We start from the raw sequence: 19590 nt of genomic DNA, 5'->3' as shown, positions 1-19590 counted from the left end.
CCGAACGCCCTTGACCGCCTGCACCCGCGGTGATCTGATGAAAATGTGCCTTGCCGACGGCGGGTACGGAAGTCCAACCACACGGAGGTCTGCCTGATGAACACCAACGGATCGCGCCCCGAGCCGGACACTCGCAACACCATCGAGTCCGATCCCGCCTACGACTTTGCCGAGGACGCGCCGGTGGACGAGGACTGGGACACGGAGGACGAATTCCTTGATTCCGAGGAAAGGGTTGTTCCCGCCGGCCCCGAGGCAGCGGACGATGACGAACGGGTGGTTCCGCGGGATGCGGACGACGAGTTCCGTGCGGACGAAGGCTACGAAGCCTAAGGCGTTCGTGCATTGACGTCCGTTTCGTCCCTGAACCGTTCGCTCCTGCTCTAGCGCAACTCTTTAAACGACGACGGCGGTGCCTCCTTGCGCTGGGAGGCACCGCCGTCGTCGTGCGCTTACTGCTCAAACCTGCCGGCGGCAGGTCACCGGGCAGATTACCGGGCGGTGGCCGAAACCGGCACTTCCTCGGTGTCCTTGCCGGCCACCCGGCGGTACCAGCGGTTCATGACCGCGGGGTCCGTGGGTTTGGTCAGCAGCGACACTGCCACGTAGACCACTGCTGAGGCGAGCAGGCCGTAGTAGATCGGCTCGTTCGCAAAGATGCCCGCCAGCGGTTCCTTGGCGTTGATCTCCAGGACGATCATGGTCCCGAGCGTTATTACGGAACCCACGGCCATGGACGCCGCGGCTGCTATGCCGGTGCCGCGCTTCCACACCAGGCCGCCGAGGATGGCCACGAGGAGGCCGCCCACCAGGATGTCGTAGGCGATGGTGAGAGCCGCGACGACGTCCTTGGTGATGATGGCGATCAGGATGGCCACGATGCCCAGCCCGAGGACCCACATGCGGTTGGCCTTGACGTCGTGCTCGGGGTTGTCGGAGTCGTCGGTGTTGATGGTCTTGCCGAACCAGCCGGCGACGAACGGCAGTACATCTGCGCGGGCCACGGTGGCGGCGGCGATCAGGGCGCCGGACGCGGTGGACATCATGGCCGCGACGGCGGCGGCGAGCACCAGGCCGCCGATGCCGATGGGCAGCAGGTTCTGGGCCACCTCGGCATAGACAACGTCCTTGCCCTCGGTGGCGACGTCGATGTTCGGCAGGGCCACCCTCGCGCCAAGCCCAATCAGTGCTCCGGCCGCGCCGTAGAGGATGCAGTAGATGCCGGCGGTGGCACCTCCCCAGCGGGCAACCCGCGGCGTCTTGGCGGTGAACACGCGCTGCCAGATGTCCTGGCCGATCAGCAGGCCCAGGGTGTAGACGACGAAGTAAGTGATGATGGTCTGGACGCCGATGCCGTCGATCTGGAAGAAGCTGGCGTCCACGCGGCTGCGGATGCCGTCGAGGCCGCCGGCTGCGTTGAGCGTGAAGGGCAGCATGAGGACGAAGATGCCCACGGTCTTGATGACGAACTGGACCTGGTCGGCCAGGGTGATGGACCACATGCCGCCGATGGTTGAGTACACCAGCACGATGGCGCCGCCGATGGCGATGGCCAGCGCGCGGTCCCAGCCGAACAGGACAACGAAGATGGTGGCGTAGGCGCCGGTGGAGGTGGCGCACAGCATCAGGGTGTAGGCGAGCATGATGATGCCGGAGGTCCGGGTGGCCTGGCTGCCGTAGCGCAGGGACAGCATCTGGGAGACGGTGTAGATCTTCAGTTTCTGGATGGTGCCGGCGAAGAGAAGGCTCAGCAGCAGGACACCGGCACCGATCGCCACCACGAGCCACATGCCCGAGATGCCGAACTTGTAGCCCAGGCCGACGCCGCCAACCGTGGAGGCGCCGCCCAGGACAACGGCGGCCATGGTTCCGGTGTAGAGGAACGGCCCCAGGCGGCGGCCGGCCACGAGGAAGTCGCTGTTGTTTTTGGTGCGGGACTTGCCCCACCAGCCGAAGGCCAGCATGGCGGCCAGATAGACCACCACGATGGCGATATTGACGAAACTTGCGTCCATGATTTGGGGATCCTTGGAGCTTTGGCAGCTTGCGGGCCGATCCGGGAAACTGGCTGCCCGGATGGTGCTGCATTAACGGAAAATCGGGGGGAACGCTGGGTTCCTTGCTGGGCATCTCCTCACGGGAGTTGTTTCACAAGCAACACTTGTTGCATGAAAGCGTAGGCTGTGATTCGAGTAACAGTCAAGACGCAAAGCTCCGCGGCGCGGTTTGCCCCGCGTCACAGAAGGGCCGGGCCGATAATATGACTCCAATGATGGGGCCGGGCGGCCGGCCGTGAAAGGTTCGTAAATGAAGGCACTACCAGTTGAGCCGAGCAATGTTCCGGTTGCCATAGGTTCAAGAATCCGTGCCGCGCGCCAGTCCCAGCGGCTGACCATCGAGCAGGTGGCCGATGCAACCGGCTTAACCAAAGGCTTCCTCAGCCGCGTGGAACGGGACCTGACCTCGCCGTCCGTGGCGTCCCTCGTCACGCTGTGCCAGGTTCTGTCCATCTCCATTGGCGACCTGTTCGCCGCCCCGGAAACGCACCTGACCAAGCGGGACGCCGGTCCCCGCATCTCCCTCGGTGGTGAGGGGATCGTGGAGCGGCTGTTGACCGCGCGGTCCGAGCGGCGCGTGCAGATCATCCAGGCAGTCATTGATCCGCGGGGCCGCGGCGAATCGGAGCTGTACGCCGTTGACTGCGACGTCGATGTCCTGCACGTGATCAAGGGGACTATCAAACTCATCCTCACCAACGAGGAGTATGAGCTGACCACCGGCGATACCGTCACCTTCCCCGGCCGGGAACCCCACACCTGGGTCAACCCGACCGACGAGCCCGTCGAGGTTCTCTGGGTGCTGGTGCCCGCGGCCAGCCGGTAGCGCTCTATGGAATCGGCCCGGCCCGCCTTGCTTGGCGGTCCGGGCTTTTCTCTACGCCCGTGTTCGATCTTCTTGTAAACAGTCGGTGCACATTAGGCAACTTCGAGTGTATGATGGCTGTCACAACCCACCCTCGACAATTCACCCTCGAAGGAGAGGCGTTCCTTTGGAAGAGCTGCGCATCGAAGCCAACGGCAACCTTGGCCCCATCGATTCATCCCGTATTCCCCGCTACGCCGGGGCGGCGACCTATGCCCGCCTGCCGCGCCTGGACCAGGTGGCGAAGTCCGACATCACCGTGGTGGGCGTGCCCTTTGATTCCGGCGTCTCCTACCGCCCCGGTGCCCGCTTCGGCGCCAACCACGTCCGGGAGGCCAGCCGGCTGCTCCGTCCGTACAACCCGGCCTGGGACGTCAGCCCGTTCGAGAACTGCCAGGTGGCCGACGCCGGCGACATGGCCGTGAACCCGTTCAACATCAACGAGGCCATCGAGACCATCCAGCAGAACGCCCTCGACCTGACGGCGGGCGGCAGCAAGCTGCTCACGCTGGGCGGTGACCACACCATCGCGCTGCCCCTCCTGCGCGCAGCGGCCGAGCGCGCCGGCGGCCCCATCGCCATGCTGCACTTCGATGCCCACCTGGACACCTGGGACACGTACTTCGGCGCGGAGTACACCCACGGCACGCCGTTCCGCCGCGCCGTGGAGGAGGGCATCCTGGATACGGAGGCCATCAGCCACGTCGGCACACGCGGCCCGCTGTACGGGAAGAAGGACCTCGACGACGACCACCGCTTCGGGTTCGGCATCGTCACCTCCGCGGACGTTTACTACCAGGGAGTCCTTGAGACGGTGGCCAAGGTCCGGGACCGGATCGGCGACCGTCCCCTGTACATCTCTGTGGACATCGACGTCTTGGACCCTGCGCACGCGCCCGGAACCGGTACGCCGGAAGCCGGCGGCATCACCAGCCGTGAGCTGCTGGAGATCATCCGCGGTTTCCGCGGCATGAACCTCGTCGGCGCCGACGTCGTGGAAGTGGCTCCGGCCTATGACCATGCCGAGATCACCGGCGTGGCCGCCAGCCACGTCGCCTACGAACTGGTCACCCTGATGGCGGACAACACCGTCGCGGGCGACCGCTTCGGTGCCGAGACCGGCTACGCCGCCCAGGCGCTGGGCCAGGAAGCCCGCCGTCCGGCAGGGTTCGCGGCAGTCTCGCCGGCGCCGGCAGGCAATGGCGCCGTCCGTGCCGCCGTGGGGGAGTACTCCAAGTGACCGACGTCGAGTCCGGCTCGGCGGCTGCCCCCGCAGGGGAAGGCGCCGGGACCGGTGTCCGCAACGGCGGGGATCTCGTTGTCGAGACCCTGGAGGCGCTGGGCGCGAAGACGGTGTTCGGCATCCCCGGCCAGCACGCGCTGGGCCTCTTCGACGCGATGGGCCGGGGCAACCTGAAGTTCGTGTCCTCACGTGTGGAGAACAACAGCGCCTTCGCCGCCGACGGGTACTCGCGGGCTACGGGGGAGGTGGGCGTGCTGTTCCTGTCCACCGGCCCGGGCGCGCTGACGTCGCTCGCCGGGCTGCAGGAAGCCTATGCCACGGGCGTGCCCATGGTGGTGGTCGCCAGCCAGATCCCGCTCGAGGGCCTGGGTGCCCGCCGGAAGGGCATGCTGCACCAGCTGGATGACCAGAAGGCGTCGGCGGCGAATGTTACCAAGAGCCAGCGCCTGATCCAGCACGCGTCCGGCATTCCGTCGGCCATCCAGGATGCCTGGACCGAGGCGATTTCCTCGCCGCAGGGCCCGGTCTGGCTCGAGGTCCCGCAGAACGTGCTGCTGGATCCCATCATGGTGCCGCCCGTGGAGGATGCACTGGCCGAAGCGGCGGACAACCCGCCGCGCGTCGAGCTTGTCCGGGAAGCCGTGAAATGGCTGTCGACGGCGCAGCGTCCCGCCATCATCGCCGGCGGCGGAACCCGCCGGGGCCGGGCGGAAAAGTCGCTGCTTTCGATAGCGGAAAAGCTCCGCGCTCCCGTCATTTGCACGCCCGGCGGCAACGGCGCCTTCCCGTGGAACCACGAACTGTCGCTGCAGTCGTGGATCGAGGACCGGCACATGACGGACCTCCTCGAGGACGCCGACGTCCTGCTGGTCATCGGCTCGTCACTCGGCGAGGTCACCTCCAATTACTTCACGTTTGAACCGCGCGGCAGGATCATCCAGATCGACGCCGAACCGCGCGTGCTGGAATCGAACCGGCCCGGCCTGGGGATCCGCGCCGACGCCGGCCAGGCTCTCGCGGCCCTCGATGCCTCGCTGATGGTGCCCGCCGATGCCCGGCCCGACTGGCACGGAACCTCGCCGGAGGACCTCGTCCGCGAGTCGCTGCGCAAGGTGAAGGACCGGCTGGAATCGCAGGACCTGGCGAAGGAACTGAAGTTCATGGCCGATATCCGCGACGCTGTTCCTGCGGACATGCAGACGTTCTGGGACATGACCATCTCGGCGTACTGGGGCTGGAGCTGCTGGGACGCCCGCGAGGGGCAGTTCCACTCGGCACAGGGCGCCGGCGGCCTGGGCTACGGCTTCCCGGCAGCGATCGGCGGGGCCGTGGGGCTGGAAACCGTGGGCAGGTCCGCGGCCTCGGCCCGCGTGCTCGCTGTCTCCGGCGACGGTTCGGCCATGTACTCCATCGCCGAACTCGCCACCGCGAAGCAGCATAATGTGCCCGTCACCTGGCTGATCGTGGACGACGGCGGCTACGGCATCCTGCGCGAATACATGGTGGGCGCGTTTGGCAAGGCCACTGCCACTGAACTCGCCCGGCCGGACTTCGTGAAGCTGGCCGAGTCATTCGGCGTTCCCGCCACCCGGGTGGCACCGGAAAACGTGGGGGACGCGCTCAAGGCGGGCTTCGCCGCGGACGGCCCGAACGTCGTCGTCGTCGAAACGCTGCTCAAAATGTTCGCCCCAACTCACGTGGACAGCTAAGCGCGAACGCACATTTAAGCCCCATCCTTCCAGCGCGAACTGGCAGGTAATGCCCCCTCAGCACGATTTTGAGGCCATTACCTGCCAGTTCGCGCTGGTTGTGTTTAAGGAGTCCTTGCAAGGATCCTAATGCTTAGTTTCCTAAAGCAACCTTTTATTGCTATAGTTGCCTAAGGCAAGCAATAAGGGGTTTTCCATCATGGCAGTTGAGCCAAGCACGGCAGCTGAACTCGTGCGGCAGATCTTCGACCTCCAGCGCGCCGTCCGGTGCGTTGCCGTCTCCAACTCGCGCGGCCTGGAGGCGGGAGTTGCGCTGCAGGGCGTCCTGCGCTTCGTGGGGGAGAAGGAATCCCGCGCCACGCACCTTGCCGCGCGGCTGGGCGTCAGCGCGCCCGTCCTCAGCCGGCACATCGCAGAGCTTGAGGAACTCGGGCTGGTCCACCGCAGGCCCGACCCCGACGACGGCCGGGCGCAGCTGGTGGCGCTCACCGACGCAGGCCGCGCGAAGCTCATCGAGATCGAGGAGCACCGCGTGGCCACGCTGCAGGAATTCCTGCAGGACTGGAGCCAGCAGGACGCCGAGGAGACGGCGAAAGTACTCTCCAAACTTGCGGAATCCCTTCGGGAATCCGCCCGGGCAACGACGGCCGGCCCCACCACAACCACTACCCAACGCAAGGAGCAGTTCATTGGCTAGCCACGCTGCCGTCCCCGCGACGGCCACGTCACGCCCTTCGGCCCACCCGCCCCAGGCCCCCATGACGCACCGGCAGATCATGGAGGCCCTGACCGGGCTCCTGGCTGCCTTCTTCACCGCGATCCTCAGCAGCACCATCGTGGCCAACGCGCTGCCCACCATCATGTCCGAGCTCAAGGGCACACAGACGGACTTCGCGTGGGTCATCACCGCCGCCCTGCTGGCCAACGCGGCCACCACCCCGATCTGGGGCAAGCTCGCCGACCTGTTCGACAAGAAGGTCCTGGTCCAGCTCAGCATCGTGATCTTCGTGGCCGGATCGGTGATGGCCGGCCTGTCCCAGACCATCCCGCTGCTGCTGACGGCCCGCGTTGTCCAGGGCATCGCCATGGGCGGCCTGACTGCCCTGGCCCAGGCGATCATCGGCTCCATGATCCCGCCGCGCGACCGCGGAAAGTACTCCGGCTACATGGGCGCAGTCATGGCCGTCGGCACTGCCGGCGGGCCGCTGCTTGGCGGCTTTATCGTTGACAGCCCGCTGGGCTGGCGCTGGACGTTCTTCGTCTGCGTGCCGCTCGCCGTCGTCGCGCTCATCCTGCTGCAGATCACCCTCAAGATCCAGCACGTCAAACGGCCTGCCAAGATCGACTGGCTCGGCTCCATCCTCCTCACCACCGGCGTCAGCCTCCTCCTCATCTGGGTGTCGTTCGCCGGCAACCCCGACTACTACGACTGGTGGTCCTGGCAGTCGGCACTCATGGTGGGCGGCGGCGTCGTGCTGCTGGCTCTGCTCGTCGTGGTGGAATCCAAGGTTTCCCAGCCCATCATCCCGCTGAAGATCATCTCCGAGCGCACCACCGCCCTCGCCATCTGGGCCTCCGTGGCCGTGGGCGTGGCGATGTTCGGCTCCTCGACCTTCCTGGGCCAGTATTTCCAGGTGGCACGCGGCGCGACACCCACCGAGGCGGGCCTCCTCACCCTGCCCATGATCGCCGGCAACCTGATCGGCTCCGTGCTTTCCGGGCAACTGATCAGCCGCACGGGCAAGTGGAAGCGCTACCTGATCGCCGGGTCGGTCCTGCTGATTGGCGGGCTGGGTCTCGCCGGCACCATGGACCACACCACGGAACTGTGGCAGTCCGGCGTCTTCACGGCGATCCTTGGCCTCGGGCTCGGCATGCTCATGCAGAACCTCGTCCTGGCCGTACAGAACACCGTCAGCGCCAGCGACATCGGCACGGCCAGTGCTTCTGTGGCCTTCTTCCGCTCCGTGGGCGGCGCGATCGGCGTGTCCGTGCTGGGAGCGGTCATGAGCAACCGGGTCAAGGAACTGGCCACCCAGGGTCTGGCCGACGCCGGCATCCGGGCAGGTTCCGGTGCTTCCGGCGCGAGCCTCGACCTCGCCGACATGCCTGCCCCGGTCCGGGACATCATGCGGGCGGCCTACGGCGATGCCACTGCAGAGATCTTCCTGATTGCCGGCGCGATTGCCGTTGTTGCCCTCGTCGCCGTGCTCCTGATCAAGGAACAGCCGCTGCGCCGGACCGTTGATATCCGCCCGGATGCTGCCGCCGATTCCGCCGCTTCCGGACTGCCCGCCGCTGGGCCTTCAAATGGCGGAGGGTATTCCGACGACGACCTCGAGCGTGAGTTCGCCGAGGTGCTGACCCGCCAGTTGGCCGACGACGCCAAGGCACCGTCCTACCCCGGGAGGCAGCGGCTCGCGGAACCGGTCCTGCCGATGAACGAACCGCCGGCACGGGCCCGGACCATGCTGGCTGAGATGCACAACAGGCCTGCGGACCTGGTGCCGCTCATCCAGGAAACGCAGGGGCTTCTCGCGGAACAGCAGCTTCAGCTGGCCACGGCACTGAACGCCGTCGCCCGGCAGGCCGAGCAGCAGCGGATCATCGCGCAGGAGCAGGCCCGTGTCGGCGCCGAACTGAAGGCACTGAGCCGGCGGCTGGCCAAGGAACGAAAGCTCCAGAGCGCCGCCGCGCATTACATCGCCTCGCACGGCAAGTACCGCAGCGAGTAGCCCTCGCGCGGACGGAGTTTTTGTACAGATAATGGCCGCAAAACCCCGGCCAGAGGCCAATATCTGTACAAAAACTCCTGTCAAACGGGCACGGCGTACGACGGCGGCGCTTGGGTTTGGGGCTTAAATGTGCGTTCGCACTGGGGGGAGCGGGCCGGCGTCGTCCGTTGGGATGATCTTCGCCCGCGACGTTTCGCACGGGCAACAGATTTCGTAGAGTTGGAAGGCTTGGGCTGTCAGACCCGTCTGCTATTACTTCTCTTAACTCATTCGCGCTCTCCCGAAGGATCCGTGAGCATGCTTGTCACCCTCATACGGCGTTACTCCAGACCGTATTTGCCGTACATCCTGGCTGTCATCGCGTTCCAGCTGGCATCCACCATTGCGGCGCTCTACCTGCCCAGCCTCAACGCCCAGATCATTGACGAGGGCGTCTCCCGCGGCGACACCGATTTCATCTGGCGCACAGGCGCCGTCATGCTCCTTGTGGCCTTCCTCCAGGTGGGCACCGCCATTGCCGGCGTCTACTTCGGATCGAAGACTGCCATGGCGATGGGCCGCGACCTCCGCCGCGGCGTTTTCCGCAAGGTGACCAGCTTCTCGGCCAAGGACGTCAACGCGTTCGGTGCGCCCACCCTGATCACCCGCGGTACGAACGATGTCCAGCAGGTCCAGATGCTGGTGCTGATGGGCCTGAACTTCATGGTGTCCACGCCGATCATGTGCATCGGCGGCATCATCATGGCCCTGCGCCAGGACATCAACCTGTCCTGGCTGGTCTGGGTCTCGGTCCCCATCCTCATCGTGGTGGTGGGCTACATCGTGGTGCGCCTGATGCCGCTGTTCCGCTCCATGCAGAAGAAGATCGACCGCATCAACGAGGTCCTGCGCGAGCAGATCATCGGCATCCGCGTCGTGCGGGCCTTCGTGCGGGAACCGTACGAAACCGAGCGCTTCGGCCAGGCCAACAAGGAACTGACGGACGTGTCGCTCAAGATCGGTGCGCTGTTCGTCCTGATGTTCCCTGCCATCGGCATGATCCTGCACCTGTCCACCGCCGCCGTGCTCTGGTTCGGCGGCCAGCGGGTGGACTCCGGCGACATGCAGGTGGGCTCCCTGACGGCGTTCCTTCAGTACCTGCTGCAGATCCTCATCGCGGTGATGATGGGCACCTTTATGGCAATGATGATCCCGCGCGCGTCCGTCTGCGCGGATCGCATCGGCGAGGTGCTCGACGTCGAACCGTCAATCCATGACCCCGAGCGGCCGGTCAGCCCGGGACAGCTGGCGGGCGTGGTGGAGTACCGCAACGTCACGTTCGCCTACCCCGGAGCCGAGGCCCCGGTCCTGAGTAACATCAGCTTTACCGCCCGGCCGGGGGAGACCGTGGCCATCATCGGCTCCACCGGTGCCGGGAAGACCTCCCTGTTGTCGCTGCTGCCGCGGCTCTACGACGTGGCCGACGGCGAAGTGCTCCTCGACGGCGTCCCCGTCAGCCAGCTGGACCGGGCGGAAATCACCAGGCGCGTGGCCCTGGTTCCGCAGCGGCCCTACCTGTTCTCCGGAACCATTGAGCACAACCTCCGCTTTGGAAAGCCGGAGGCTACCGACGACGAACTCTGGGATGCGCTGCATGTGGCCCAGGGCGACGGTTTCGTGAAGGAAAAGAAAAGCGGGCTCGCGTCCCGCATCGCCCAGGGCGGCACCAACGTCTCCGGTGGCCAGCGCCAACGGCTGTGCATCGCGCGCGCCCTGGTCACCAGGCCCAAGGTCTACCTGTTCGACGATTCCTTCTCGGCGCTGGACGTCGCCACCGACGCCCGGCTGCGCGCCGCGCTCAAGCGCACCACCTCTGATGCCACCGTCATTATCGTCGCGCAGCGCATCTCCACCATCACGGAGGCGGACCAGATCCTGGTGCTGGACAACGGCAGGATCGTGGACCGCGGAACGCATGAGGAGCTCCTCGAAACATCGCCCACTTACCAGGAAATTGTTGAGTCCCAGCTGAGCGTGGAGGAAGTGGCATGAGCGCCGACAAGAAGGGCACCAGCCAGGACCCTGCCGAGAGCTCCGTAAAGGCCCAGGCAGCTAACGAAGCTCCGGCCCTCGAGGACGATGACTTCGTCGAGGAGGAATACAAGCCGGGCGAGGCCGACGGCGGCATGTTCGGTGCGATGCCAGCCAAGAAGGCGCAGCACTTCTGGCCCTCCGCCAAGCGCCTCATGGGCCTGCTGAAACCGGAAGCCGCCGGCATCTACGTCGTCGTCGGCATGGTGATCGTTTCGGTGATCCTCAATGTCATTGCGCCCAAGGTACTGGGCCAGGCCATGGACGTCATTTTCGGCGGTGTGGTGGGCAAGCAGTTGCCCTCCGGCGTCAGCAAGGACCAGTTCGTCGAGGGGTTGCGGGCGCAGGGCCAGGACAACTTCGCGGACATGGTCTCCCGGATGGAGCTGGTGCCCGGAACCGGCATCGACTTCCAGAAGCTGACCGTCCTGATTTCGGCCGTGCTGCTGATGTACTTCGTGGCCAACATCTTCCTGTGGCTCCAGGGCTACGTCCTCAACAGGATCGTCATGAAGGTGATCCGGCAGCTCCGTGACGATACGGAAAAGAAGCTCAACCGGCTGCCCCTGAACTACTTCGACACCCGCCAGCGCGGCGACGTGCTGTCCCGGGTAACCAACGACGTCGACAACGTCCAGCAGGCGCTGCAGCAGGCGTTCGCGCAGCTCATCAGCTCGCTGCTGACAGTGATCGGCATCGTCATCATGATGTTCATCGTCTCGTGGCAGCTGGCACTGATCGCCCTGATCGCCCTGCCGCTGTCCGGCGCCGCGGCCGGCGTGATCGGCGCGCGCAGCCAGAAGCTGTTCGCAGCGCAGTGGAAGAACACCGGTGAGCTGAACGGCCAGATCGAGGAGTCCTTCTCCGGGCATGACCTGGTGCGGGTCTTCGGCCGCGACGCCGACATGCTGGAGCGCTTCGAGGAGCGCAACGAGGCCCTCTACAAGGCCAGCTTCGGCGCGCAGTTCGTCTCCGGCATCATCTTCCCCGTGATGCAGTTCGTCTCCTACCTCAGCTACGTCGGCATTGCGGTCGTGGGCGGCCTGCGGGTCGCTTCGGGGTCCATGTCACTGGGCGACGCCACAGCCTTCATCCAGTACTCGCGCGAGTTCACCCAGCCGCTGGGGCAGATGGCGGGCATGGCCAACATGCTGCAGTCCGGTGTGGCATCCGCCGAGCGCGTGTTCGAGTTCCTGGACGCGGATGAGCAGGATGCCGAGACCGCCACGAAGCACCTGCCGGCCAAGACCGACGGCCACGTGGAGTTCCGGGACGTCACGTTCAGCTACACGCCGGACAAACCGCTGATCGAAAACCTGTCCTTCACCGCGGAGCCGGGGCACACCGTGGCCATCGTAGGACCCACCGGCGCGGGCAAGACCACGCTGGTGAACCTGGTCATGCGCTTCTACGAGCTCAACTCCGGTTCCATCACGCTCGACGGCGTGGATGTCACCCAGTTGAGCCGCGCCGAGCTGCGTTCCAAGGTGGGCATGGTGCTCCAGGACGCCTGGCTGTTCGGCGGTTCCATCTACGACAACATCAGGTACGGCAAGCTGGACGCCACCGAGGACCAGGTCATGGCGGCGGCGAAGGCCACGTTCGTGGACCGCTTCGTCCGGGCCCTGCCCGACGGGTACAGCACCGTCATCGACGAGGAAGGCAACAACGTCAGCGCCGGTGAAAAGCAGCTCATCACCATCGCCCGCGCCTTCGTGGCCAACCCGTCGCTGCTCATCCTGGACGAGGCCACCAGCTCGGTGGACACCCGCACCGAACTCCTGGTGCAGAAGGCCATGGCAGCCCTGCGCACGGACCGGACCAGCTTCGTCATCGCGCACCGCCTGTCGACGATCCGCGACGCAGACACCATCCTGGTCATGGAGAACGGCAAGATCGTGGAGCAGGGCAACCACCAGACCCTGCTTGCCGCCGTAGGCGCCTACTACCGGCTGTACATGTCGCAGTTCGCCGGCGCGGACGCGGAGGAAACGCCCGTGGACGATTCGACGGCGGTGCACAGCTGACCGGCGCGAACCCCGGAGGCCACCCCGACCCCCGGCGCATTGAGGTACTCGTGCCCATGCGCTGGGGGGACATGGACGCCTACGGGCACATCAACAACGTGGAGATCGTCCGCATGCTGGAGGAGGCGCGCATCGCCGCCTTCGGCCCGCCCGCCGGGGCCGGGCTGCCCGGGATCGATCCTCACGTGTCGCTGTTCAACGAGGTTCCTCAAGGCACCATGGCACTCGTGGTGGACCACCGGATCCGGTATGTGAAGACCCTCGAGTATCGCAACATTCCGGCGGCGGTCCAGGTGTGGGTCGGCGCCGTCAAGGGTGCGAGCTTCGACATTCACTACCTTGTGCAGGACCCCGTAACTGGCGACGATTGTGTGAAGGCCTCAAGCCATTTGGCCTTCGTCGATGAAGCCACCGGAAGGGTACTTCGGCTGACTCCGAAGCAGAAGCAGCTGCTGGAGCCCTTCCAAGAGCGCAAGGAGCATTGACCGTGGGAACCAAGAACCAGAGAACGAAAAAAGCGGACTGGAAGAAAAAGAAGTCCTGGAAGGAACTTCCGCCTGCTGCCCGCATCGGCACCATCGTGATCGGCGCCGCGCAGCTCGCTTTCCTCACCGCGGCCCAGCGGGACCTTTCGCGCCGCCCCGCCGAGCAGATCCGCGGCTCCAAGATGTTCTGGCGGCTGGCCACCCTGGTCAACTTCATCGGCCCGGGTTGCTATTTTGCCTTCGGCCGGAAGGGGCTGCCAGCTGTTACCCGGAGGTAGCTTTCGGGCCGGCCATGGTGCTGGCGTTCAGGTTAACCCTGTAAATTTGAACGCATGACCCCCGCCCCAAAGCCTGCCATGCCCCGCGCCCTCGGAATCTCCAAGGAGATCGAGGACGCGGCGTGGTTCGTGCTCGGCGCCGGGCTGCAGGGCAAGCCGTCGGCGCTGGACGGCCGCACGCAGACGTGGACGGCGGAGGCCGCAGCGGAACTGCTGGAACGGCTTGAGCGGGGAGTCGCGGACGCCAAGGCGCCCATGATGACCAACCTGCGGCACAACCTGGCGGACGCGTCCCCTTCGGCGAAGCAGCTGGCCGTGGAACTCCTCTTCCTGCAGTCCCTGCCGCTGGCGCACGAGGTGAAGTCGCTCAAGGTCAAGCGGGCCCGCGTCGCCGAGGCGGCGTCCTGGCTGGAGCCGCCGCTGGAGCTCCCGGAGGAGCTCTATAAGGGCATGACCGACCATGGCGTCATCCGGGACCGGACTGCCGAGTTCAACTGGACCATCTGGGACCACCTGAAATGGCTTTGCCGGTTCGTCCAGCACGTCGACCGGCAGTCCACGGCCGAAATCGGCAAGGCCCTGAAGGATCCGCTGGCTTTCCACCTGCTCGCGGCGGGAACCCCGGATGACCAGCCGGCCATCCGCCGCAGCATCGAATACCTCGCCTGGCCCAGCTACTTCGAGCCGGTTGTGGCGGACATCGAACGCCAGGAGATCCGGGACGCCTTCGCCTCCCTGGTGGGCGGGGCGAAGGGAGACAGCGAGGAGGAAATCACCGCTGATATCCGCCGCATCCGCCTGCACCTCGATGAGCAGGCCGGCCTACGCATCGACTGGTACGCCCGGCAGCTGGTGAGCCAGTGGCGGAAGGTCGGGGACCCGGGCCGCCGCGCCTGGCTGCTGCGCACCCACCACGACAACGCCGAGCTCCTGGCTGCCTGGCAGGCAGAGGAGAAGGTGACGCTCGACGTCGAACACCTCCGCCTGCTCGACGCCGGCGTTACCGCCGGTCTGGTCCAGCACGCCGTCGATGAGGACTATAAGCACCTCGGCTACGTGGAGCGGGAGGACACCAAGACCGCCGTCTTCGCCTTCCTGACCGTCATGAAGCCGGGGGACCTCGCGCTGTACCAGAACGCAGGAGCCGTTCGGATCGGCGTCGTGCTTGGGGAGCCCGACCACAACGGGGATAACCGGCGGATGCGCCGCAAGGTGCGCTGGTTCGACGAAGCCCACGCCGTGACCGACCTGCCACGGCACATCCAGCGCCAGCTGGCCACCCCGGGCATCGTCGTCGACGTCACCCGGGTGGTGCAGGCCCTGCAGGCGCTGCTGCCCGCCGAGGCGGAAACCGAGCCCGACGCCGATACGTCACCGGCCACCGTCGCCCTCCCCGTGCTGGGCGGCTTCCGACCCGTGACGCAGGAGTTCGCGGACTCTCTCCATATGGAGGTGGAGCCGCTGCAGGAGATCGCCGACCTGCTTGAGGAGAACCGGCAGCTGGTGCTGTACGGCCCGCCGGGAACCGGCAAGACCTACCTCGCCAAGCACCTCGCGGCTGAGCTGGCGCAGGACAGCACCGACGAGCGGGTGAAGCTCGTCCAGTTCCACCCGTCCTATGCCTACGAGGATTTCTTCGAGGGGTACCGGCCCGACAAGACGGACGAGGGCCAGGTCTCCTTCAAGCTCGTGGCCGGGCCGCTGCGCCGGCTCGCGGAGGAGGCGGCCAAACCGGGCAACGAGTCCAAGCCGTACTTCCTGATCATCGACGAGATGAACCGCACCAACCTGGCCAAGGTGTTCGGCGAGCTGTACTTCCTGCTGGAATACCGCGATGACCGGATCTATCTGCAGTACAGCCCCAACGAGCCGTTCACGCTCCCCGACAACCTGTACATCATCGGCACCATGAACACCGCGGACCGCTCCATCGCGATGATGGACGCCGCCATCCGCCGCCGCTTCGCCTTCATCGAACTTCACCCGCAGACCGAGCCGGTGAAGGGTTCGCTGCTGAGGTTCCTTGAGGCGCGGCAGCTGGACACCACGCCCGCGTTGCTGCTGGATGCGCTCAACCAGGCCATCGATGAGTGGGACCGTGACCTCATGATCGGGCCGTCCTACTTCATGAAAAAGGCCGCCCAGACCCCCGCCGGCCTGCGCCGGATCTGGAAGTACGAGCTCATGCCGCTGCTGGAGGAGCACTACCACGGGCAGCTGAACCGGGCCCAGCTGGAGGAGCGCTTCGGGCTGGACCAACTGCTGGGACGCCTTGCGGCTCGCTAGCCCTGAGGGCGCCGCCAGGTCCACTGCGGCGGCGGGCTCCATGACGGCGGCCGGCTCCACTGCGGCGGCGGGCTCCGCGCGTCCGGCAGGCAGACTTGGCTCCGCGCCGGCACTACGGCACATCGTCTTGGACGAGCTTTCCGGCGGCACCGTGGAGAAGCTCGACCCGGACAGCGCCGCCTTCCTGAACTCGAGCGGCCTGGCCAAGGCGTCGCCGATGGGCATGGGGCTGTTCCGGATCGAACCCGTCGGCATGGTGGGGTCGGTGCGCACTCCGCTGGTGCAGCTCGACGTGCGGCCCAAGGACCGGCTCGGGCTGAGCCGGCTGCTATTCCTGCTGAGCTATGCCGGGGACCAGGGCTTCCGCGACGACACCGTGGCGGCCGACGAAGATGCCGAGCTGTGGAGCGCCCTGGCGGTGTCACTGGTGCAGCTCGCCGAACGCGCCCTGCAGCGCGGTGTCCTGCAGGGCTACGTCACGGTCGATGATTCGCTCCGGACGGTCAAGGGCCGCATCCGCATTTCCGACCAGATCTCGCGTCGGCCCGGGATGCTCGTGCCGCTGGAGGTGTCCTACGACGAGTTCACCGAGGACATCCCGGAAAACCGGATCCTGCGTGCCGCCCTCGACCGCATGTCCCGCGTCCCGGGAGTGCGCCCCGATGTGCTGAGCCGCCTGCGGCAGCTGAAGGGAAAGCTCGACGGCGTCACCCGCCTCCACGCCGGCGCTCCGCTACCGCCGTGGCAGGCCAGCCGGATGAACGTGCGATATCACGGCGCCTTGCGGCTTGCCGAGGTGGTCCTGCGCAATGCTTCCGCCGAGGCGGGGGAGGGCAAGCAGCAGACGGCATCCTTCGTCGTCGACATGGGGAAGGTCTTCGAGGACTTCGTCGGCGCGGCCTTGCGCCGGGCCATGGCGGCCTTCCCCGGCGAGATGAGGCTGCAGTACAACGCGATGCTGAACGAGGCAGTCCGGGACTCTGACCGGCTGACCGTCCGCCCGGATGCCGTGCACCTGCTGGGCGGCCGTCCGGTGGTGGTGTACGACGCGCAGTACCGGGCCGGTACCGACCAGGGTGCGTCGCTTTCGGCGGACCACTTCCAGATGCTGGCCTACTGCACGGCTTTGCGGGTGCCCACGGCCTGGCTGGTGTACGCCGGGGCGGGTGAGGTGAAGCTGCGGCGGATCCTGAACACCGACATCGACATTGTGGAGTTTCCGCTGGATCTTTCGCGGCCGCCGTCGGAGATCCTGGCAGCGGTTGCCGACCTTGCCGAGCAGTCCTGGGGAGAAGTGGTGCGCCAGGCGAGCCTGGGCCGCTAATCCTGACGCTGCATTGACCTGTGAGAACAACATCCCGAGACAGACAGGTCTGTCTTGCTGTTTGGGATAGACTGTTCGTAATGGCAGAGGTACCCAGCTCTAAGCCGTGGAGCGCCGGGAGAGTGTCTTTCGGAGGGCTTCAGACTGGACCGCAGCCGGCCGCCACAGCGGGTAACCCCCTGAATTCGGGAAACACGTTGCATGGCGAGGAGATTGCGGCGTCCGGTGCTTCCAGAATGCGCGAACGAATCGTTGACGCGGCCTATGACCTCTTCGCCAGCCGTGGCGTCCGGGACGTCGGCATCAACGAACTCATCAGCTGTTCCGGCGTCGCAAAGGCCACGTTCTACCGCTACTTCGCTTCCAAGGACGAGCTCGTGCTGGCGTTCCTGGCGAAGCGCGACCAGGTATGGACGGTCAACGCCATCATGGGGGAGGCGCGGCGCCGGGCGGACACTCCCGAGCAGCAGCTGCTGGCCATTTTCGATGTCTTCTCGGACTGGTTCCACCGCACGGACTTTGAGGCCTGTTCCTTCATCAACGTGCTGCTGGAGATGGGAGCCTCGCATCCGCTGGGACAGGCCAGCATTGATTACCTCGCCCGGATCCGCGGTCATGTAAAGCAGCTCGCGGACGAGGCCGGGCTGCAGCGGACTGACGATTTTTCCCGTTCCTGGCACATCCTGATGAAGGGCTCGATCATCTCCGCGGCGGAGGGCGACCTTCAGGCGGCCCAGCGGGCGCGCCGGCTGGCCGGCTGGCTGATCGAGGACCACCGGGCGTAAGCCGACAAATCAGTTCTGCACCGGCACGGCAAACGTGAACGTGGTGCCTTTCCCCACTTCGCTGCGGAGTGAGACGCGGCCCCCGTGGGCTTCCACAATGGCCTTGCTGATGGACAGCCCCAGCCCGACGCCGGGAATCGCAGAATTGCGGACTGCTGCGGAGCGGAAGAATTTGGCGAAAACCTCCTCCTGGTCCTGCTGGCTCATCCCCATGCCCGTATCGCTCACGCTGCATACCATGTGGCCGTCCTCGGACCGCAGCGACACCATCACGTCGCCGCCGTCGGGCGAGTACTTGATGGCATTGGAAACGAGGTTGTCCAGCACCTGGGAGATGCGCGCGGCATCGATGTGGGCCTCAAGCCTGTCCGGTGCGTCGGCGCGCAGCCGGATGCCCGATTCGGCGGCGCGCGGCAGGGCGGCGGTGACGCTGCTGCGCACCAGTTCGGCCACGTTCACTGCCTCGGGCGTGACGAGCAACTGGCCGTTGCGGCTGGACAACAGGTCTGAGACCAGCGTGAGCAGCCGCTCCGAGTTCCGCCGGATGATTTCCAGGGGGCCACGCTGGGAGTCGGTGAGATCGTCGTCGTCGTCCAGCAGAAGCTCGACGTAACCAAGAATCGACGTGAGTGGTGTGCGGAATTCGTGGGAGACGTTGGAGACGAAATCGTCCTTGGCGGCCAGGGCGTTGACCAGCTCGGTCACGTCGCTGAACACGATGACGGAGCCGGCGAAATTCCCGTCCTGGTCCTTCATCGGCCTCGCGCTGGTGGAGATGGCGCGCTGTTCGGGGCCCGCTCCGAGCCACACCAGGTAGTCGGTGAATTCCTCGCCGAGGACCGCGCGCCGGACCGGCCGCTGGTCGACGGGGACCAGTGTGGTCCGGTCGGCGGAAAACACCAGGAGCTGGGACTCGTTGGGGTCATCGATGGTAGGCGGCGAAGCCAGTTGGTGATGCTTGCGCTGCTTGCGGTTCATCAGGATGTCGTGGCCCTGCGCATCGATGGCCAGGACGCCCAAATGCACCGTGTCCAAGACCGTGTTCAGCAGCCGCTCCTGGCGTTTGCTTCCGGTCAGCACGACGCGGAGCTGGGAGTCCTTTTCTTCCAGGTCCCGCTGCTGCTCCTCGAGGTCCCGCTGTTGCCGGACCATGCTGAGCGTCATGACGGACACGGTAACGCCGACGCCCAGCATCATCACCGGCAGCAGGAAGGAGCGCGCCAGGTCCTGGCCGGAGACAGCGCCCCGGAGAAACAGCGGCACCCAGATGATCCCCAAGGGAGCGAAGAAGGACAGTGCCACCGCGGCTTTGGGGAACAGCCCGGAAGCGCAGAGCCAGATGACCGGAAAAACCGCCATGAGGCTGATCCCCGTCAGGCTGTCCTGGCCGCCTTCCCTGCCCAGACATATCGACACCAGGTCCAAAAGTGGGATCACCAGGAAAGACGGATAGGGCAGCCGGTGCCAAGGTACGGCATAGCAAAGGATCAGTATGACTGCCTGTGACAGCAGAAAACTGATGAAAAGGGGATTGAGCAGCGTCTCAGGAAAGAACGCCAGAATAAGAAAAGCTGTGATTCCTGCCGTCACGGAAAGCGGCATTTGGCTCAGCATCACCCTGCCCCGCAGGGAGTACTCGTGGAAGGGCCGCCGGAAGAGCAGGATCCGGCCGGAGGAGTCTTTCCAGGCGATACTGCTCATGGGCGATGGTCCATCTGGACGCGGC

At 65.9% G+C, this 19590-nt stretch carries 15 protein-coding genes; 13 read left to right on the top strand and 2 right to left on the bottom strand.

Going from position 1 to position 19590, the window contains the following annotated elements; all coding sequences use genetic code 11:
- The first annotated feature begins 96 nt into the window (after positions 1-96).
- Positions 97-333 (top strand): hypothetical protein, encoded by a 237-nt coding sequence (locus AC57BR_RS02480; protein ID WP_496358187.1) that lies wholly within the window; start codon positions 97-99, stop codon positions 331-333.
- 158 nt (positions 334-491) lie between these two features.
- On the opposite strand, the gene AC57BR_RS02475 is transcribed toward AC57BR_RS02480, so the two are convergent.
- Complete coding sequence (locus AC57BR_RS02475) at positions 492-2015, bottom strand: sodium:solute symporter family protein (protein WP_496358186.1); 1524 nt, start codon at positions 2013-2015, stop codon at positions 492-494.
- A 292-nt stretch (positions 2016-2307) separates the two neighbouring features.
- Here AC57BR_RS02475 and AC57BR_RS02470 point away from each other — a divergent pair, with 292 nt between their 5' ends.
- The 12 genes from AC57BR_RS02470 (at position 2308) to AC57BR_RS02415 (ending at position 17864) form a co-directional block, all read left to right on the top strand.
- Positions 2308-2883, top strand: a complete 576-nt coding sequence (locus AC57BR_RS02470) for a helix-turn-helix domain-containing protein (RefSeq protein ID WP_003804566.1) — start codon at positions 2308-2310, stop codon at positions 2881-2883.
- A 166-nt stretch (positions 2884-3049) separates the two neighbouring features.
- On the top strand, positions 3050-4162 hold the full coding sequence (gene speB / locus AC57BR_RS02465) for an agmatinase (protein WP_496358185.1): 1113 nt from the start codon (positions 3050-3052) through the stop codon (positions 4160-4162).
- Positions 4159-5874: a thiamine pyrophosphate-binding protein gene (locus tag AC57BR_RS02460; protein WP_496358184.1), complete on the top strand. Its 1716-nt coding sequence runs from the start codon at positions 4159-4161 to the stop codon at positions 5872-5874. Before speB ends, AC57BR_RS02460 begins: the two co-directional genes overlap by 4 nt.
- A 199-nt stretch (positions 5875-6073) precedes the next feature.
- The gene (locus AC57BR_RS02455; RefSeq protein ID WP_496358183.1) at positions 6074-6571 is read left to right on the top strand and encodes a MarR family winged helix-turn-helix transcriptional regulator; all 498 of its coding nucleotides are present in this window, start codon (positions 6074-6076) and stop codon (positions 6569-6571) included.
- Between the two features lie 61 nt (positions 6572-6632).
- The gene (locus AC57BR_RS02450; RefSeq protein ID WP_496358282.1) at positions 6633-8609 is read left to right on the top strand and encodes an MDR family MFS transporter; all 1977 of its coding nucleotides are present in this window, start codon (positions 6633-6635) and stop codon (positions 8607-8609) included.
- 297 nt (positions 8610-8906) lie between these two features.
- Positions 8907-10640, top strand: a complete 1734-nt coding sequence (locus AC57BR_RS02445) for an ABC transporter ATP-binding protein (protein ID WP_496358182.1) — start codon at positions 8907-8909, stop codon at positions 10638-10640.
- Complete coding sequence (locus AC57BR_RS02440) at positions 10637-12706, top strand: ABC transporter ATP-binding protein (protein WP_496358181.1); 2070 nt, start codon at positions 10637-10639, stop codon at positions 12704-12706. The genes AC57BR_RS02445 and AC57BR_RS02440 overlap by 4 nt, the downstream gene beginning before the upstream one ends.
- A gap of 56 nt (positions 12707-12762) precedes the next feature.
- Positions 12763-13191 carry an acyl-CoA thioesterase gene (locus tag AC57BR_RS02435; RefSeq protein ID WP_496358281.1) on the top strand — a complete coding sequence of 143 codons (429 nt, stop codon included), beginning with the start codon at positions 12763-12765 and terminating at the stop codon, positions 13189-13191.
- Positions 13188-13469 carry a hypothetical protein gene (locus AC57BR_RS02430; protein WP_496358180.1) on the top strand — a complete coding sequence of 94 codons (282 nt, stop codon included), beginning with the start codon at positions 13188-13190 and terminating at the stop codon, positions 13467-13469. The genes AC57BR_RS02435 and AC57BR_RS02430 overlap by 4 nt, the downstream gene beginning before the upstream one ends.
- 54 nt (positions 13470-13523) lie before the next feature.
- Positions 13524-15755 (top strand): McrB family protein, encoded by a 2232-nt coding sequence (locus tag AC57BR_RS02425; RefSeq protein WP_496358179.1) that lies wholly within the window; start codon positions 13524-13526, stop codon positions 15753-15755.
- A 40-nt stretch (positions 15756-15795) separates the two neighbouring features.
- Entirely contained in the window at positions 15796-17079 is a 1284-nt protein-coding gene (locus AC57BR_RS02420; protein WP_496358280.1) for a 5-methylcytosine restriction system specificity protein McrC, read from the top strand.
- Positions 17080-17315: 236 nt separating this feature from the next.
- Positions 17316-17864 (top strand): TetR/AcrR family transcriptional regulator, encoded by a 549-nt coding sequence (locus AC57BR_RS02415; protein WP_496358178.1) that lies wholly within the window; start codon positions 17316-17318, stop codon positions 17862-17864.
- 9 nt (positions 17865-17873) lie between these two features.
- Here AC57BR_RS02415 and AC57BR_RS02410 read toward each other — a convergent pair whose 3' ends face one another.
- Positions 17874-19565, bottom strand: a complete 1692-nt coding sequence (locus AC57BR_RS02410; protein WP_496358177.1) for a sensor histidine kinase — start codon at positions 19563-19565, stop codon at positions 17874-17876.
- Between the last annotated feature and the right edge of the window lie 25 nt (positions 19566-19590).

It is taken from the genome of Arthrobacter sp. BGA-UO-ETr-C19 (assembly GCF_059568005.1).
This window is presented reverse-complemented; position numbering and strand designations above follow the sequence as displayed.

Coding starts and splice junctions, on each gene's coding strand:
- AC57BR_RS02455 (WP_496358183.1), top strand. CDS start 6,074: ATGGCAGTTGAGCCAAGCACGGCAGCTGAACTCGTGCGGCAGATCTTC.
- AC57BR_RS02435 (WP_496358281.1), top strand. CDS start 12,763: ATGCGCTGGGGGGACATGGACGCCTACGGGCACATCAACAACGTGGAG.
- AC57BR_RS02445 (WP_496358182.1), top strand. CDS start 8,907: ATGCTTGTCACCCTCATACGGCGTTACTCCAGACCGTATTTGCCGTAC.
- AC57BR_RS02420 (WP_496358280.1), top strand. CDS start 15,796: ATGACGGCGGCCGGCTCCACTGCGGCGGCGGGCTCCGCGCGTCCGGCA.
- AC57BR_RS02475 (WP_496358186.1), bottom strand. CDS start 2,015: ATGGACGCAAGTTTCGTCAATATCGCCATCGTGGTGGTCTATCTGGCC.
- AC57BR_RS02450 (WP_496358282.1), top strand. CDS start 6,633: ATGACGCACCGGCAGATCATGGAGGCCCTGACCGGGCTCCTGGCTGCC.
- AC57BR_RS02480 (WP_496358187.1), top strand. CDS start 97: ATGAACACCAACGGATCGCGCCCCGAGCCGGACACTCGCAACACCATC.
- AC57BR_RS02425 (WP_496358179.1), top strand. CDS start 13,524: ATGACCCCCGCCCCAAAGCCTGCCATGCCCCGCGCCCTCGGAATCTCC.
- AC57BR_RS02470 (WP_003804566.1), top strand. CDS start 2,308: ATGAAGGCACTACCAGTTGAGCCGAGCAATGTTCCGGTTGCCATAGGT.
- AC57BR_RS02415 (WP_496358178.1), top strand. CDS start 17,316: ATGCGCGAACGAATCGTTGACGCGGCCTATGACCTCTTCGCCAGCCGT.
- AC57BR_RS02410 (WP_496358177.1), bottom strand. CDS start 19,565: ATGAGCAGTATCGCCTGGAAAGACTCCTCCGGCCGGATCCTGCTCTTC.
- AC57BR_RS02440 (WP_496358181.1), top strand. CDS start 10,637: ATGAGCGCCGACAAGAAGGGCACCAGCCAGGACCCTGCCGAGAGCTCC.